Below are 16670 nucleotides of genomic sequence, written 5' to 3' on the forward strand. Positions count from 1 at the left end.
CATTATGTTTGAGCAAATCTTATGCATTGACGATGACCCAATTACGTTGATGCTGTGTAAAAAAGTAATTTCAAAATCTTCCTTTGCAAATGAAATTATTACTGCTCAAAATGGAGAAGAAGCTCTTCATCACTTCAATACTTTAAAATACAACAACAAAAATAAAGTAGAAAAAAAACCAGAATTAATTTTCTTAGACTTAAACATGCCGATTATGGGCGGATGGGAATTTTTAGATCACTTTACATCTGAAGCTTACTCCGAGTTTAATACAGCAAAAGTTATTGTATTGTCATCTACAATTGATCCTGAGGATTTAGCTAAAGCAAAAAAATATCCTATAATAATAGACTTTCTTTCAAAACCAATTACACAGGCAATGCTTGAATATCTCAAAAAGAAAATTGGGATATAAAATTTAAATCAATATTTAATTCCAATACTTTTTTACTTATTTCATTCAAAACTTCAGACATATTGATTCAGGAATTTTAAACCAAAATTCCAATAATAACTAAACAAAAAAAAGTCCTCGAAATGAGGACTTTTTATATCTTATAATTGTATTTAATTACAATTTAGCAACGTGTTTCGTTAATTTAGACTTCAAGTTAGAAGCTTTATTATCATGAATGATGTTCTTTTTAGCTAATTTATCAATCATAGAGATTACAGTTGATAATTTTGCAGCAGCATCAGATTTATCAGTAGCTAATCTTAATGCTTTAATAGCATTACGAGTAGTTTTATGCTGATATCTGTTAAGAACTCTTCTCTTTTCGTTACTTCTGATTCTTTTTAATGCTGACTTATGATTTGCCATTTTCTTTTAATTTTAGATGTAATAATTATTATAAATACTAGTTAAAAAAGAAAAACCTCCCACAACTGTAAAACAATCACTTTGGTTTTAACTAATAAAACAAGAACCGAGACACCAATTTTTGTTTTACAAAACTTATTTACAACTAATTCTGTAGTCCGTAGGGGAATCGAACCCCTGTTACCAGGATGAAAACCTGGCGTCCTAACCCCTAGACGAACGGACCAATATTCTCCTAAGTTGGAAACTTTTCAATATGTAATATAACTTGTAGTCCGTGGGGGAATCGAACCCCCCTTACCAGGATGAAAACCTGGCGTCCTAACCGATAGACGAACGGACCGCGCTTCTGTATTGCGGATGCAAAGATACATCTATTTTTTATTTGCGCAATACCTAATGCAAAAAAATCTATATTTTTTTAATAAGCCTTAGCAAAAAGCACTCTTTTAGAAGAAGGATTCCCAGTAAACACACAGGTTCCCACCTCTTCAACAGCGTCCAAAGGGATACAGCGAATGGTCGCTTTTGTCAAATCTTTTATCTTTTCTTCTGTAGCTGCAGTTCCATCCCAATGAGCCGAAATAAAACCTCCTTTACCTTCTAAAACTTCTTTAAATTCCTCAAAATTATTTACTTCTGTAATATGAGTATTTCTATAAGTCAAAGCTTTGTCAAATAAATCCTTTTGAATCTGCTCTAATAAATCATTCACATGATCCACTATTTTTTCAGCAGCCACAACTTCTTTTGATAAATTATCACGTCTTGCAACCTCAAAAGTTCCGTTTTCTAAATCTTTTGGACCAACAGCAATTCTAACAGGAACACCTTTTAATTCCCATTCAGCAAATTTAAATCCTGGTTTTTGAGTTGTTCTATCATCATATTTTACAGAAATCTTAAGTTTTCTCAATTTAGCAGTCAATTCATTAACCGCTGCTGTAATTTGAGCTAATTGTTCATCTGTTTTATGAATAGGTACAATTACAACTTGTATTGGAGCTAAATTTGGAGGCAGCACCAATCCCTGATCATCAGAATGTGTCATAATTAAAGCTCCCATCAAACGAGTAGAAACTCCCCATGAGGTTCCCCAAACGTGCTCTTGCTTTCCTTCTGCATTAGCAAATTTCACATCAAACGCTTTTGCAAAGTTCTGACCTAAAAAGTGTGAAGTTCCCGCCTGTAAAGCTTTTCCATCCTGCATCAAAGCTTCAATACAATACGTTTCATCTGCTCCTGCAAAACGCTCTGTTTCAGTTTTAAAACCTTTTACAACCGGAATTGCCATGAAGTTTTCTGCAAAATCAGCATAAACATTCATCATTTTCTCCGATTCCTCAATTGCCTCGTCTTTTGTAGCGTGAGCCGTATGTCCTTCCTGCCATAAAAATTCGGCAGTTCTTAAAAACAAACGTGTACGCATTTCCCAGCGAACCACATTTGCCCATTGATTAATAAGTAAAGGTAAATCTCTATAAGACTGCACCCATCCTTTATATGTAGACCAAATAATCGCCTCACTTGTTGGACGAACAATAAGCTCTTCTTCTAATTTCGCATTAGGATCAACCATAAGTTTCCCTGGTCTGTCCTCGTCATTTTTCAGCCTGTAATGCGTTACAACAGCACATTCTTTTGCAAATCCTTCAGCATTTTTCTCTTCAGCTTCGAACATACTCTTCGGCACAAATAAGGGGAAATAAGCATTTTGATGTCCTGTTTCTTTAAACATTCTATCTAACTCTGCCTGCATCTTTTCCCAAATTGCATAGCCGTATGGTTTGATTACCATACATCCTCTAACTCCTGAATTTTCAGCTAAATCTGCTTTAACAACCAGCTCATTATACCATTTGGAATAATCTTCTGATCGTGTAGTAAGGTTCTTACTCATATTATATAGTTTGGCACAAATTTTGTTTTAAATAATTTTAACTAAATAGTTTGACAAAACTAACTATTTTTGTAATGTGCAACAATAAAAAACACCACAGATATGAAAACTTATACTACTCTCCGCCAAAACTCAAGTCATTTTTACTTAATTGGATTACTGAGTTTTCTTTTAGCATCATGTGGTTCTTACCAAAACACATCTTATTATGACAGCGATGGTGTTTATGGTAATTCTACCAACAGATATGCTCAAACAAACAATACCACAGCAGCAAACAATCAATATAGAGACTACTTTAGATCACTTCAGGATGATGATCAGCCAACTGAAATTTTCACTGATGTAGACAATTATGGTAATTATTCTGAAAGCGACAGCACAAGAACCGCTTCTACAGCTTACCCAGCATGGGGAAGCAGTAATTCAGATGTATCTGTAAACGTATATACTACTCCAAACTGGTCATTCGGATTAGGCTGGGGATATCCTTATTATGGATGGGGTTACGGCGGATACTGGGGCGGAGCCTACTGGGGAGCTGGATGGGGTTATCCAGGATATGCCTGGGGATACCCTGGCTACTGGGGACCAGGATGGGGTTATCCAGGATACTGGGGAGGCGGCTATTACGGAAACTATTCATACAGCTACGGAAGAAGAGGATCTGCTGCTTACTACAACAACAGATATTATTCTTCAAACAGAGCATATGCTTCTAACAGAAACTACCTTTCAAACAGAAATTATTCTACCAACAGAAATAGTTTCTCTAACCGAAACAGCTATACTACAAACAGAAATTACACCAATAGATCAAACAGCTATTCTGATTACAGAAGAAGTTCATCTGTAAATGGAAGAACTTACGATAGTTCGAGCCCAAACTTCACAAATAGAAGAAGCTATTCTACTCAAGGCCAAAACAGCACTTACGATTATTCTAATAGAAGATCAAGCAGCAGCACCATGCCTTCAAACAGAAGCTACAACAACAGCAGTAACAGCAATTCATCAAGAAGCTACTCTCCTAGCCCATCACGTTCAATGAACAGCGGAGGAGGAAGCATGAGATCATCTGGCGGCGGCGGTGGCGGCGGAGGAAGATCTTACGGTGGCGGAGGAGGCGGAAGAAGGTAACATTTTCGCCCTTTTTCCAATCTAATATCACACTCTAAATACTTACCCAATGAAAAAAATATTATTCCTATTTATTACAGGACTGACTTTCAGCGTCTCATATTCTCAGGGAGTTTCTGACGCTGTACGATATGCACAAGACAATTTGACCGGAACTGCAAGATTCAGAGCAATGAGCGGTGCTTTTGGAGCTGTTGGAGGAGATTTATCTGCCATTACTGTAAATCCTGCCGGATCTGCCGTATTTAACAACAACCAGGTTGGAGTTTCTTTTAGCAATCAAAATGTTAAAAACAACTCTAACTATTTCGGAACTCAAACTTCTGACAAAAAGAATTCTTTTATTTTAAATCAAGCCGGAGCTGTTTTTGTTTTTAAAGACCATAATCAGAATAACGGATGGAACAAAATTGCAATTGGTGCCAGTTACGAAAACACTAATAATTTTGACAATAATATTTTTTCTGCCGGCACAAATCCAACAAATTCTATTGGATCATATTTTGTAAATTTTGCTAATGGAATTGAATTAGGAAACATAACCGGAATTCCTTACAGAGATCAGTTTTACAACGAACAACAGGCTTACTTTGGATATTACGGACACGTAATTAATCCTGTTAACGAAAACAGTAACACAAACACACAATACACATCAAACGTTCCTGCAGGTGGAAACTACTATCAAGAAAACAACATTTACACAACAGGATACAACAGTAAATTAAGTTTCAATATTGCAAGTTCTTATAAAGACAGACTTTATTTCGGAGCAAACTTAAATGTGCACGTTACAGATTATAGAAGATCAAGCAGTTTTTACGAAGACAACTCTAATCCGTTACAACCTACTGCGACTATTTCTAATTTACGTTTCAACAATGAACTTTATACATACGGAAACGGCTTTTCTTTTCAGCTAGGAGCTATTGCAAAAGTAACAGAAGCATTCAGACTTGGTTTAGCTTATGAATCGAATACCTGGTACAGTCTTTATGACGAAGTATCTCAAAGCCTTGGCACAACAAGACAAGCAACTGGAGGACCAGAAATTTTTGAAAATATAAATCCAAACGTTGTAAATGTATACGAATCTTATACATTACAAACACCAGGCAAATTTACTTTCAGCGGTGCTTATGTTTTTGGAAAATCAGGCTTAATTAGTGTTGATTACTCAATTAAAGACTACAGCAACACTAAATTTAAACCAACAAATGACACAGGGTTTAGAGGAGTTAACAACGACATCAGTAATCAGCTTACTACTGCCGGAGAATTAAGAGTTGGTGCCGAATACAAAATAAAACAATTGAGTTTACGAGGCGGATATCGTTTTGAAGGAAGTCCTTATAAAAACGGAACTACAATTGGAGACTTAAACAGCTATTCTGGAGGTTTAGGATACAGCTTTGGTTCTACAAAATTAGATCTGGCTTACTCTTATTTAGAAAGAAAATCTAACCAAGGTTTCTTTACAACAGGACTTACTGACGGCGCAAACATTACATCAAAGTTAAACAATGTGACTTTGACCTTATTATTTGAATTGTAATTAAGAATAAATAGATGAATGGAAATTTCCGTCAGGTTTACTTGGCGGATTTTTTTTGACTGAAAATTACTAGAAACCTTCATAAAAAACATCTAAATGAAACCGAAACAAGCGGTGTTTGAATAAAAAAGTGTAATTTTGCACTCCAATTTATAAAAGTATGAGAACCAAGTCTTTAAAAAAGAACAAAATTAACGTAATCACTCTTGGGTGTTCAAAAAATGTATATGACAGTGAAGTGCTTATGGGACAACTTCGTGCTAACGGAAAAGAAGTTACTCACGAAGCCACTGCTAAGGATGAAGGAAACATTATTGTAATTAACACTTGCGGATTTATTGATAACGCGAAGGCTGAATCAGTAAACATGATTTTGGAATATGCTGATAAAAAAGACAAAGGTTTAGTTGATAAAGTTTTCGTTACCGGATGTTTGTCTGAGCGTTACAGACCTGATTTAGAAAAAGAAATTCCAAATGTGGATCAATATTTTGGCACAACTGAGTTACCTCAATTATTGAAAGCTTTAGGAGCCGATTATAAACATGAATTATTAGGAGAAAGATTAACTACAACTCCTAAAAATTATGCCTATTTAAAAATTGCCGAAGGATGCGACAGACCTTGCAGTTTCTGCGCAATTCCGTTAATGAGAGGTTCGCATGTTTCTCAGCCAATTGAAAAATTAGTTAAAGAAGCACAAGGTTTAGCTAAAAACGGCGTTAAAGAATTAATATTAATTGCTCAGGATTTGACTTATTACGGTTTAGATCTTTATAAAAAGAGAAATCTGGCAGAATTATTAGAGGCTTTAGCAGCTGTTGAAGGAATTGAGTGGATTCGTCTGCATTATGCTTATCCTACTGGTTTCCCAATGGATGTTTTGGAATTAATGAAACGCGAACCAAAAATTTGTAATTATATTGATATTCCATTGCAGCATATTTCAGATTCAATTTTGAAATCAATGCGTCGTGGTACAACTCAGGCTAAAACAACTCAGTTATTAAAAGATTTCCGTGCTGCAGTTCCGGGAATGGCAATTAGAACTACTTTAATTGTAGGATACCCAGGAGAAACGCAGGAAGATTTTGAAATTCTGAAAGAGTTTGTTCAGGAAATGAAATTTGACAGAATGGGATGTTTTGCATATTCACATGAAGAAAACACTCATGCTTACTTACTTGAAGACGATGTTCCGGACGATGTAAAACAGGCAAGAGCAAATGAAATCATGGAGCTTCAGTCTCAAATTTCATGGGATCTAAACCAAGAGAAAGTTGGGCAAGTATTTAGATGTATAATTGATAGAAAAGAAGGTGCTCATTTTGTAGGAAGAACAGAATTTGACAGCCCGGATGTTGATAACGAAGTTTTAATTGACGCATCTAAACATTATGTAAAAACAGGCGAATTTGTTAATATCAAGATAATTGAAGCAACAGAATTTGATTTATACGGAGAACCTGCTTAAATTTACCGTAAACAATTGCTAACGCAGACAAAAATATTTTTATGAAACCTATACAAAACTTAATTATTTTAGTTTTTACTTTATTCTGTTTCAACTCTGTTTCTGCTCAATACGGAAATGGATATGGAAATGGTTACGGCGGGTACGGTAACGGTTATGGCGGATATGGAAGAGGCGGCGGAATGGGAATGGACAGAAGCATGATGTCTGGACCACAAGCCAACACCAGTAAACCAAAAGAAATTCCTGTTGAAGAGACTGCAGCTAAAATTGTTGAACAAATGAAACCGGCTGTTAATCTTGACGAGCTTCAGTCAATTGCAATTACAAATGTTTTTGCTGACGGTTTAAGAGAACAAGGAATTCTTTTAAAAAATGAAAGCAGTTCTCAGGATCAGAAAATGGAACAAATGAAAGCTTTAAAAGAAAGCATGACAAAAAAAATCACTGCTTTTTTAAATCCAGATCAAGTAGAGAAATATACTGCTTTTATGGAAAATTTTAAAGAAATAAAAAAGCCAAAATCAAAGAAGAAAAAAGATAAAGACAACAAAGAGGAAGAAAAACCAGCTGAAAAAATTCAGGAATAATTGTTCTAAACCTCATAAAATGTAAACTATCATGGTAAGAAAACATTTTTGTTATCTAATCTTAGCAATTATCATAACTTCTTGCTCAACAAATCCATATAAGACTACTGAAAAGGCATACGACCAGCAGTTAAAGACTTTAGAAAATCAAATTACAAGCAAAGAAGCGCAGGCAATACCGTCTATAAGTCCGGTTATTATCGACACTACTTATGCATCGCAGCTTGGCATTATAAAAGATACTTTATCAAAAACAGGGTCTACTTCTTTATTAAACGGAATTAGCACAGAATGGATTGGTACTGTAAACTTTAACTTAAGAAAACCAAGTTTTGTAATTATTCATCATACTGCACAGGATTCTTTGCAGCAAACTATCAATACATTTACAAAAACAAGAACTCAGGTAAGTTCTCACTATATTATTTCTGAAAATGGAAAAGTAGTTCAAATGCTGAATGATTATTTAAGAGCATGGCACGCAGGAAATTCAACTTGGGGAAAAAACACTGATTTGAATTCTTCATCTATAGGAATTGAACTTGATAATAATGGTTTTAAACCTTTTACAGAAGCTCAGATAAGCAGTTTGGTTGCTTTGTTGACAAAACTAAAAAAAGATTACAACATACCAACTCAAAACTTTTTAGGTCATGCTGATATCGCACCAGGAAGAAAACAAGATCCAAGTGCTTTATTTCCGTGGAAAACATTAGCCGAAAAAGGTTTCGGAATATGGCCGGATGCTGTTCTTGAAGAAGCACCATTTGATTTTAAAATTGAACCTGCATTAAGAATTATTGGTTATAACACTAAGAATCTTTCAGCAGCAATTCAGGCTTTTAAACTGCATTATATCCAAACTGATACAACTGCAACGCTTGACCGCAAAACAATTGATACGATATATTCTATATATAAAAAACAGATTCAGTAAAGACATCAATTAATAAATATATAAACGCATTTCTAATTTTATAGGAATGCGTTTTTTTTCGCCACAGATTAAGAGATTATAAAGATTATTATTCTCTTCTCTAGGCTTATTTTTGCCTCGAATTTCACGAATTTTCACTAATTATTTACAGAGTAACAAGTACGTAAAAATGTATTTCAAAGTTTGTGTAAAGAAAATTTGTTAAAGATTTTTCATCCTGCTGTATAAAAACAAGCAAAATTTAATTCGCGGCAATTCGTGAAATTCACGGCAAAAAACCTCAACCAAAGATTAAACAATCAATTTAATTCTTTTATCTCTAATCTATTAGGAACAGCAATAAAAAAGCTGCCAAAACATTAATATGTTTCGACAGCTCCAAAAAAAAAAAAAAATATCAATCTTTATCTCTAGAAAGAGTATGTTGTAGCAATTAATCCGAAGAATGAACCTCCTGTTGGAGCACCATCTTTATCTAAAAAGATATCTTCAGAAGCAGCGTCGTATCTTAACTCGGGAATTATTGTCAATTTCCCAACTTTATAGTTTAATGAAATTGTATTGGCAAATACACTTGATCCTGTTAACGTTCCTAAACTTGGAGCAGCATCTTTAGCATCAAAATATTCCATTCTGTAAGCTAATAACAATGATGGGCTGAATGAGTAATTTGCGTATCCTACTAATGAGAACCATTCACCGTCTAACGTACTGTCAAAATCATGTTTTGTTTTAGCATACGTTGCATTTAAACCCAATCCGAAACTATCGCTGATGGTTTTTGAAGCAGTTAAATCGAACTGTGTTTTATTTTCATTTGAAACAGGAATCAAACTTCCCGGCGTAGGGTTTGTACTTCCTGATGTAAAATTTAAATAAGCACTTCCAGTTTCACCTATATACCCAACTTGTCCGATATATGTTTTTTGGCTTGATCCGGCATCCATTGCAGATTTAAAGTCAGTTGGGTTGGTTATACCCAGCATGGCAGTAAATTTACCTGCAGTATATTGTGCTTTTACCCCTGTATTAAAAAATGGCCCATAAGAGAAAGCGTATGACATACTGTAGTTTTTATTGTCTACAGCATCTAACACTTCGTATCCAATGTGAGTACCAAAACTACCCGCAACAACTTTAAATTCATCTGTAATCTGGTAAGTAAAAAATAATTGTTTAATTAAAAATTTAGCATTAATATCTTTATCTGTTGTTTCATTGTATGAAAATTCCCCTGCTCTTTTCCCGAATCCTAAGTCAACAAAAACAGAAGCTTTCCCGAAAGTATGACTTGCTTCGATGGAAGCCATTCCTAATTCAAATGAATCCTGTGAGTTGGTAAAGCTCGTTAATCCATTCATTTGTTTAGAAAAATCATATTTATAGTATGCATCTGCAGACCCTCCCCAAGTTGTTGCCGGCGGAGTTGATGTTTCATCCTCTTGCGCAAAAGCAAAAGAACTCGTTAACGTGGCAGCTAAAACGTAAAATACTTTTTTCATGTGTTAATTGGTTTTTAGTTATTAATTGATTTTGGTTAGTTAATCTTTTATATATCTATTTAATAGTATAAGTCATTTTTAAAACCTTGAATCTTCCCCTAAAACCTCTTCATTTTCATTAGCGAATTTATTAACTTTTGTATGAGTAGAATAATTGAAAACTACTTTTTTGACGTTTTCAATGAAGAATTATGGATTACAAAAATTAAACTGCCAATAATTGTTATTTGGCATTTATAGCGTTTTGTTTTTGAAAAATCAATAACGTATTTCCAACATTAAAACCAAAAAATACAGGGTAATTCAAAATTTACAACGAAAAAACAGACACAAAATAGACTTAAAAACAATATTAAAAACCAAACACCCATAAAAAAATAGGGGGTATCTATTAAAAATAAAAAAACAACAAACAAAACAACTCAATTTTAAGCCTATCAAAAACCTCACAAACAGATAATAATTTTTCTTACAAAAATTTACATTCAAAATTCACTCATTTAAACATCCTTGACTATCAAATTTTAGAGAATATAAAAACAAAAAAGCCTGCTCAAATTTGAACAGGCTTTCAATTTATATAAAGAGCTTTTTTATTACTCTTGATTATATTTTCTTAAAAACTCTCTAACCTTGATTCCAGATTCTTTTAAATCTTCATCTTTCCACTTCCCTTCAGATTTTGCTGATTTTTTCAGAATAGAACATGTTTCGTCTTTATCAGAAACTGACCAGGTAATCCAGCTGAGTTTTTTAGCTTCCATCCAGTCAATATATTCCTGCCAGGCTTTTACATTTAGCGGCCCGTCTCCAGAAGCTTCCATTCCTGCTGATTCTGAAATAAAAATCGGCAGACCTCTTTTTATTGCTTCATCTGTTTTATCTCTTAAATCTTTACCATGTGTTGCTGCATAAAAATGCATGGTATACATTATATTATTGTATCCTAAAATTGGATCTTCTGCCGGAAGGTCAACATCCTGATCCCAATGCGGACTTCCAACCAAAATAATATTATTTGGATCATTTTCTCTAATAACGCGTATTACTTCCTCAGAGTAGGTTTTCACTTCCCACCAGGTTTCATAATCGGGTTCATTAAATATCTCATATATAATATTAGGATACTTGGCATATTTTTTAGACATCTCGGCAAAAAATTCTTTTGCCTCTTTAAGGTTGATATTATGACTGTGCCAATCGATAATTACATATATATCTGATTTTATGGCACCGTTTATAACAGCTTCTATTTTTTCTTTTGAAAACTTCGGATCTTTAATATAGGAGTATTCTCCAAGTTCAATTCCCATTGCGGCGCGAACCACATTGCATTTAAAATCTTTTTTCAGCCAGCTTACTGCTTTTTCATTGTAAAATCTCGGCCACATACTATGCCAGCCAAAACTTAAACCACGCAGCACTATTGGCTGATTGTTTTGATCTACCAATTGAGTTCCTAAAACACTTAACCGGCCATGTTCTTTTACAAACTGTGCCTGCGAGAAACAACAGATTAATAAAAGAGCTGCTGTAATTAAATTTGTTTTTAACTTAATCATATCATTATTTTTAAAGAGATAGTTTCAATGTTATGCAATCATGAGAAGCTAATTCTGCCGTAAAATTCTTTTTGGTATTTCCTGCTTCTTTATTTGTCCAAAGATTTTTTAGCTTGAATGCTGTTTTATTAAAATCAGCTTCGTAACCAAAATCAACATCTTTAAAAGTATTCTTTTTCCAGTCGAAATTAATCTTTTTAGAAACATCACTTCTATTTAAAAAAGTTACTGCCCAATTTCCATCAGACAAAGGTTTTACCCAAACTTCTAAACCGTCTTCAGCAGAATGTTTAAATCCTTGTATTCCTAATTTATCCTGATTAATCGCAATTAACTCCTTGTTTGTTAAAATTGCCAAGGTTTCTTTAGACATTTTTCTATAATCATTTCCGGTAAACAATGGTGAAGAAAGCATACACCACATAGCAAAATGCGATTTATCTTCGGTATCGTTCATTTCGTTGCCTACTTCCATCATATCAAAATCATTCCAATGATCCGGACCGGAATATTTACGAATATCTTTTCGCATTTCGGCAATTTTCATGAATCCCCACGAAGACCAATTTTCAGGATGTTTGAATTCGCAGTCAAAACAAGGATAAATATCGCCGGATATTCTCCAAAGATTTCCAACTGGTTTCCCCCACTCCCACGGCTGATTATCACCCCATTCGCAAAGACTAAAAACAATTGGCCTTCCGGCAGTTTTTAAAGCATTACTCATTGTGGTATAAGCTTCTGGCGCTGTTATGCCTTTTGTATTACACCAATCGTATTTTAAAAAATCAATTCCAAGTTTAGCATAAAAACGAGCATCCTGATATTCGTAACCGCGAGTCCCGGGATATCCTGCACAAGTCTGCGTTCCTGCGCAATTATACAACCCAAATTTTAAACCTTTACTGTGTACATAATCTATAAGAGCTTTCATTCCGTTAGGAAATTTAGCCGGATCAGGAACCAGATCACCATTTGCATCACGCTCCTTTGTCATCCAGCCGTCATCTAACACTATATAATTATATCCTGCAGCTGCTAAACCAGACGAAACCATAATATCTGCTGTTTCCTTTACCAGTTTCTCATCTATATTAGTTGCAAAAGTATTCCATGAATTCCATCCCATTGGCGGTGTCATGGCAAGACCTTCAAATTTACCTCCTGTTTGTGTGTGCGTATTTCCTTGGCTGAAGCCAAAATTAAATGAGCTCAAAACAGCTAATAGTACTATCGTTTTTTTCATTTTACTTTATTTTTGATATTTTTTTTATTATGGGCTTATAGAAATATTTAAATAAGATATAAAAAACTCCAAATCGATGTCTCGAATTGGAGTCCTTTCTTTTAAGAAGAACATTTTTTTTAATTCACAGCTAAGTTTTTAGTCTTCACAGTTCCATTTGCGTATGTTATCTGAAAAATATAAATACCAGTGGTTAATGATGGTATAGCGTTTCTAAGCGGAATGGATGTATATGAATTAGTTAAAGAAAAGCTTAATTTTAAAACACCTGAACTATCATAAATTCTGCATGTTGCTACAGATTGTGAAGAAACTGCATTTGCTGTAATTGTTATATTACCATTACTGTATGGGTTTGGCGACAACGTAAAATCATAATTTGTTCCCGGATTAGGAGTAGTATTAGCACAACCTGTTAAATTTAATGAAACCGAATTACTGTATGAAGTCGATGACAAAGTATTTGACTGACATCCTGATATTGGAGTTGTTTCTGTTATATTATATATAAAATAAGGCTGTCCGTTTAATGGCAGTTTTAATTCGAAAACATTTTTAGAGGTTTGAGTTATTACAATACTTGCATCTGCAACAGTTGGTGTAATTGAAAAATTGGTATTTGAACTCGGATTTGGATTAGGAGTTACTGTTAGTACTATAATATGATATTGAGATGTGCAGTAATCATTTGTTTTTGAAACTACATAACTAGGCTGTACGGGCATTTGCGGTGAAATAAATGCCAATTGTCTTTTTGCAACTACTACACCGGCATTTTTAAATTGTGCAGTAAGAGTATCTCCTGTGGCAATAAATCCTGGACTTTTGTATACTACTTTAGAAAGAGACAAAGGCGACGGATTTCCTGTAAAGGTTACTGCAGGATCTGTACACGACCATACTACTTCATCATATACTGTATTTGCCGGAGCTGTAACTGTGTAAGTGGGATTTGAAGCTAAACAGTAAGGATTTAAACCTAAAATTTCCTGAGCATTTAAATTAAAACTCATTAAAATTAAGATAATGCTCAACAAACGAAATTTTTGTTTTGTTGAAAACTGAGAGTCATTTTTTTTCATAATTTTTTCTTTTTGATTTGTTAGAAGGAACTAAATTTAACCAGAAAAAAATATCAAAAAAGATACTATTTTTTCAAAAAACAATACTAAAACAACTATATAAAAACCTCAATATCAAACCAATAAAAAAATATTCCCTAATTGAGTAGATTAGGGAATATTTAAACAAAACTCAAAACCAAAAAAAATGATTTTTATTTTAAAACAAATCCCATGTCATCCATAAGAATTGTATTTCCTCCAAAACTTCCAGATTCCTGAAGTGTCAGCTGATCAAATGTTGTTGGGTTTCCAATTTCAGAAAATGGAATTTCAATTGTAGTCCATTTGTTCGTTAATGTTTTTTTAATCTGATATGCCCATCCTCCAAAAACAAATATTACACTAGCATCTGTTTTTGTAGAAACACTTTTTACTCTTACTCTAAAGGCTTTATATTTTGAAACATCTCTCGAGTTAAATTTCATATCCGCTCCATTCCATCCTCCAAAAACAAATTTAATTGCAGCTTGTCCCTGCACTACATCATCTTTAAAGTTTGTATCAAAAACATCATCTCCATTCCACATCCAGTGCCCTGCATCACCTTGTATAACATCGTCATAGAGAGCAGATCCAACTGCTTCTTCAGAAGTAGTAGTTCCTGAGATATTAGTAACACTTACATATTTATCTGCTGCATTTGCCGGCATTTTAAATTTAATCTCTGTTAAAGTTGAAGAAACTACCTCAGCCTGAGTTGTTCCTACCTTAACTACAGGATCCAGAAAATAATCTCCATATATTGTAACAATATCACCTTCAGCCGCATTGATAGAATTAAAGCTGTTAAACTTAGGCGTTGGCGGTGCGATAACAAAATCATACAAAATTGTACCTTGATTTGTAACCAGTTTCAATTTATTACTTGCATCTGCATAAGGTGTTTTTTCATCAATTAAAACAAAAATTGCAGTATCTGTAACCAATGTTGGATTGAAATAAGTATCGAAATCATTAAAGTAAATTTTTGTTACTCCAGCAAGGCCTTTCCCCTGAATGATATAGTAATTTTTTGGATCACCAATTGTAACCGGAACTAAATCACCTTCTACAGATTTTGAAATGCTTGTAATTACAGGCGCTCCTGAACTGCCGGAAGAATCGTCATTATCACATGATGAAAACACACTCAGTACCATAAATGCCATCGCAATGAAAGGCAAAAGGTATTTTATTTTTATATTTTTCATATTAGTCAATTTTAGAAATTATTTAAAAGTATACGGAACTGGTGCCTGCAATAACTTAGGGTTTTTAGCCACTTCGTTGTCCGGATAATCCATATAGAAATCATTTGTTGCGTGATCTTCACTATACACAGGTGTATAATGCTGTGCTGCATATCTGTCTCCTCTATTTTGTGCCGACATAATTGCGATTGCTTTTGTTTTGTCGATACGTCCTAAATCAAACCAATAATCTCCTTCAAAACATAATTCTTTTCTTCTTTCTAAAAATATATCATCAAAAGTAACTGAAGTCAAATCTGTTAAACCTGCTCTTTTTCTAACCGCATTGATTGATCTCAAAGCTGATGCATCTGACGTGCTTGCTCCTCCTGCCAAAACTGCTTCTGCATGAATTAACAACAGCTCAGCATAACGCATTACATACGTATTATTATCCATCATAGCCCATGCATCGGCCTGACCTGTAACATTTCCGTTCACTACACCAATACAATATTTTTTAATTGCACCTCCAGATGCCTGAGCAAGATCTTTACCAGTTGGAACTGTAAACCCTATGCCTTGTGTGGTTTTAATTGTTGGGTAAACATCTCCTGCCGCCATTACAGTTTCATGCTTTCTTACATCTCCTGCATCATATAAAGACAAAAGCACATCCTGACTAGGACCAAAAACTCCCGCATAAGAAGCGTTTGAAGTTGACAATGTTCCATCCTGAAATCCGAATTGTGTATTACAGTTGTTTGCAGACCCATAATTACCATCACCTTTCCACTGAATAGCAAAAATAGATTCCTCATTGTTATTATTTGCATACGTAAACAAATCTGCAAAACTTTTACCAGGAAGCTGATCGCCTCCTAAAAGCTTAAACTCACCGCTGCTGATAACAGTCTCTGCCATTGCTCTTGCTTTTGCATAATCTTTTTGGTACAAATACACTTTTGCCAAAAATGCTCTTGCAGAACCTTTAGAAACGTGCCCGTTATTCGCATAATTTGTCCCTCTGTTTTTTTCTACTAATAAATCAATAGCTTTTAAATAATCTGATGTAATTAATGTATAAATATCTGCAACTGTATTTGTATTTACATAAGGATTACTTGTATAATCTAATGGGTTTTCGATAATTGGCACCGGCCCCCAAAGTCTTACTAAATCAAAATAAGCAGTAGCTCTCATAAAATAAGCTTCGCCAATAGTATTATTTAATACATCCTGAGATACCGCCGGACCAACTCTGGCAGAAAGGAAATTAATAATCATATTAGACTGCTGTACATTTGCCCATAAAGCCGACCAGCCGTTTACTAATTCAGGGTCACTTCCATTTAAAGAAAATGTTCTAATACCACTTACGTCTGGCGAACCAGAATACATATTTCCTGAACCAACTTCTAATGCCCACCAAAACTTGTTATACATTTGAAACCAGGTTCTGCTGTACATACCATTTGTTGCCGATGCTACCTGATCGTTTGTACTGTAATAAGAATCTAAACTTATTCCGTCTTCAGAAGGTCTGTCAGTAAAATCATCCTGACAAGATCCGAAAGTCAAAAATGCCACTGCCATAAAAAGCAGGCTATATCTATTTAAAAAAGATTTCTTTTTCATTTTTCTTTAA

14 protein-coding genes and 2 tRNA genes are annotated in these 16670 nt (G+C 34.3%); 6 read left to right on the forward strand and 10 right to left on the reverse strand.

Going from position 1 to position 16670, the window contains the following annotated elements; all coding sequences use genetic code 11:
- Positions 1 to 4: 4 nt before the first annotated feature.
- Positions 5 to 415: a response regulator gene (locus PQ462_RS18365; protein WP_012026902.1), complete on the forward strand. Its 411-nt coding sequence runs from the start codon at positions 5 to 7 to the stop codon at positions 413 to 415.
- A 156-nt stretch (positions 416 to 571) separates the two neighbouring features.
- Here PQ462_RS18365 and rpsT read toward each other — a convergent pair whose 3' ends face one another.
- From rpsT to proS, 4 genes are all read right to left on the reverse strand, one after another.
- Positions 572 to 823 (reverse strand): 30S ribosomal protein S20, encoded by a 252-nt coding sequence (gene rpsT / locus PQ462_RS18370; RefSeq protein ID WP_012026903.1) that lies wholly within the window; start codon positions 821 to 823, stop codon positions 572 to 574.
- 154 nt (positions 824 to 977) lie between these two features.
- A tRNA-Glu gene (locus PQ462_RS18375) sits at positions 978 to 1049 on the reverse strand.
- 45 nt (positions 1050 to 1094) lie between these two features.
- Positions 1095 to 1166, reverse strand: a tRNA-Glu gene (locus PQ462_RS18380).
- A 78-nt stretch (positions 1167 to 1244) separates the two neighbouring features.
- Positions 1245 to 2723 carry a proline--tRNA ligase gene (gene proS, locus PQ462_RS18385; RefSeq protein WP_274251098.1) on the reverse strand — a complete coding sequence of 493 codons (1479 nt, stop codon included), beginning with the start codon at positions 2721 to 2723 and terminating at the stop codon, positions 1245 to 1247.
- A 102-nt stretch (positions 2724 to 2825) separates the two neighbouring features.
- On the opposite strand from proS, the gene PQ462_RS18390 reads away from it, so the two are divergent.
- The 5 genes from PQ462_RS18390 to PQ462_RS18410 all read left to right on the forward strand — a co-directional run bounded on the left by PQ462_RS18390 (position 2826) and on the right by PQ462_RS18410 (position 8419).
- Positions 2826 to 3863 carry a hypothetical protein gene (locus PQ462_RS18390; RefSeq protein ID WP_274251099.1) on the forward strand — a complete coding sequence of 346 codons (1038 nt, stop codon included), beginning with the start codon at positions 2826 to 2828 and terminating at the stop codon, positions 3861 to 3863.
- Positions 3864 to 3912: 49 nt separating this feature from the next.
- The gene (locus PQ462_RS18395; RefSeq protein ID WP_274251100.1) at positions 3913 to 5418 is read left to right on the forward strand and encodes an OmpP1/FadL family transporter; all 1506 of its coding nucleotides are present in this window, start codon (positions 3913 to 3915) and stop codon (positions 5416 to 5418) included.
- A 160-nt stretch (positions 5419 to 5578) separates the two neighbouring features.
- Positions 5579 to 6892: a 30S ribosomal protein S12 methylthiotransferase RimO gene (gene rimO / locus PQ462_RS18400; RefSeq protein WP_012026907.1), complete on the forward strand. Its 1314-nt coding sequence runs from the start codon at positions 5579 to 5581 to the stop codon at positions 6890 to 6892.
- 41 nt (positions 6893 to 6933) lie between these two features.
- On the forward strand, positions 6934 to 7482 hold the full coding sequence (locus PQ462_RS18405; RefSeq protein WP_012026908.1) for a hypothetical protein: 549 nt from the start codon (positions 6934 to 6936) through the stop codon (positions 7480 to 7482).
- A 31-nt stretch (positions 7483 to 7513) separates the two neighbouring features.
- Entirely contained in the window at positions 7514 to 8419 is a 906-nt protein-coding gene (locus tag PQ462_RS18410) for an N-acetylmuramoyl-L-alanine amidase (RefSeq protein WP_274251101.1), read from the forward strand.
- A gap of 410 nt (positions 8420 to 8829) precedes the next feature.
- On the opposite strand, the gene PQ462_RS18415 is transcribed toward PQ462_RS18410, so the two are convergent.
- The 6 genes from PQ462_RS18415 to PQ462_RS18440 all read right to left on the reverse strand — a co-directional run bounded on the left by PQ462_RS18415 (position 8830) and on the right by PQ462_RS18440 (position 16660).
- A complete protein-coding gene (locus PQ462_RS18415) occupies positions 8830 to 9921 on the reverse strand; it encodes an outer membrane beta-barrel protein (protein WP_012026910.1) in 1092 nt (363 codons plus the stop codon).
- A gap of 596 nt (positions 9922 to 10517) precedes the next feature.
- Complete coding sequence (locus PQ462_RS18420; protein WP_274251102.1) at positions 10518 to 11483, reverse strand: glycoside hydrolase family 5 protein; 966 nt, start codon at positions 11481 to 11483, stop codon at positions 10518 to 10520.
- 10 nt (positions 11484 to 11493) lie between these two features.
- Complete coding sequence (locus tag PQ462_RS18425; RefSeq protein WP_274251103.1) at positions 11494 to 12729, reverse strand: glycoside hydrolase family 27 protein; 1236 nt, start codon at positions 12727 to 12729, stop codon at positions 11494 to 11496.
- A gap of 119 nt (positions 12730 to 12848) precedes the next feature.
- Positions 12849 to 13811: a T9SS type A sorting domain-containing protein gene (locus tag PQ462_RS18430; protein WP_274251104.1), complete on the reverse strand. Its 963-nt coding sequence runs from the start codon at positions 13809 to 13811 to the stop codon at positions 12849 to 12851.
- A 194-nt stretch (positions 13812 to 14005) separates the two neighbouring features.
- Positions 14006 to 15043 (reverse strand): IPT/TIG domain-containing protein, encoded by a 1038-nt coding sequence (locus tag PQ462_RS18435; RefSeq protein WP_274251105.1) that lies wholly within the window; start codon positions 15041 to 15043, stop codon positions 14006 to 14008.
- 18 nt (positions 15044 to 15061) lie between these two features.
- Complete coding sequence (locus PQ462_RS18440; RefSeq protein ID WP_121360383.1) at positions 15062 to 16660, reverse strand: RagB/SusD family nutrient uptake outer membrane protein; 1599 nt, start codon at positions 16658 to 16660, stop codon at positions 15062 to 15064.
- Between the last annotated feature and the right edge of the window lie 10 nt (positions 16661 to 16670).

The sequence above is a fragment of the Flavobacterium sp. KACC 22758 genome, from assembly GCF_028736135.1.
GTDB classification, from domain to species: domain Bacteria; phylum Bacteroidota; class Bacteroidia; order Flavobacteriales; family Flavobacteriaceae; genus Flavobacterium; species Flavobacterium johnsoniae.

Bases quoted from the DNA above. Each gene is read 5' to 3' on its own strand.
- PQ462_RS18365 (WP_012026902.1), top strand. From the start codon at position 5: ATGTTTGAGCAAATCTTATGCATTGACGATGACCCAATTACGTTGATG.
- rpsT (WP_012026903.1), bottom strand. From the start codon at position 823: ATGGCAAATCATAAGTCAGCATTAAAAAGAATCAGAAGTAACGAAAAG.
- proS (WP_274251098.1), bottom strand. From the start codon at position 2,723: ATGAGTAAGAACCTTACTACACGATCAGAAGATTATTCCAAATGGTAT.
- PQ462_RS18390 (WP_274251099.1), top strand. From the start codon at position 2,826: ATGAAAACTTATACTACTCTCCGCCAAAACTCAAGTCATTTTTACTTA.
- PQ462_RS18395 (WP_274251100.1), top strand. From the start codon at position 3,913: ATGAAAAAAATATTATTCCTATTTATTACAGGACTGACTTTCAGCGTC.
- rimO (WP_012026907.1), top strand. From the start codon at position 5,579: ATGAGAACCAAGTCTTTAAAAAAGAACAAAATTAACGTAATCACTCTT.
- PQ462_RS18405 (WP_012026908.1), top strand. From the start codon at position 6,934: ATGAAACCTATACAAAACTTAATTATTTTAGTTTTTACTTTATTCTGT.
- PQ462_RS18410 (WP_274251101.1), top strand. From the start codon at position 7,514: ATGGTAAGAAAACATTTTTGTTATCTAATCTTAGCAATTATCATAACT.
- PQ462_RS18415 (WP_012026910.1), bottom strand. From the start codon at position 9,921: ATGAAAAAAGTATTTTACGTTTTAGCTGCCACGTTAACGAGTTCTTTT.
- PQ462_RS18420 (WP_274251102.1), bottom strand. From the start codon at position 11,483: ATGATTAAGTTAAAAACAAATTTAATTACAGCAGCTCTTTTATTAATC.
- PQ462_RS18425 (WP_274251103.1), bottom strand. From the start codon at position 12,729: ATGAAAAAAACGATAGTACTATTAGCTGTTTTGAGCTCATTTAATTTT.
- PQ462_RS18430 (WP_274251104.1), bottom strand. From the start codon at position 13,811: ATGAAAAAAAATGACTCTCAGTTTTCAACAAAACAAAAATTTCGTTTG.
- PQ462_RS18435 (WP_274251105.1), bottom strand. From the start codon at position 15,043: ATGAAAAATATAAAAATAAAATACCTTTTGCCTTTCATTGCGATGGCA.
- PQ462_RS18440 (WP_121360383.1), bottom strand. From the start codon at position 16,660: ATGAAAAAGAAATCTTTTTTAAATAGATATAGCCTGCTTTTTATGGCA.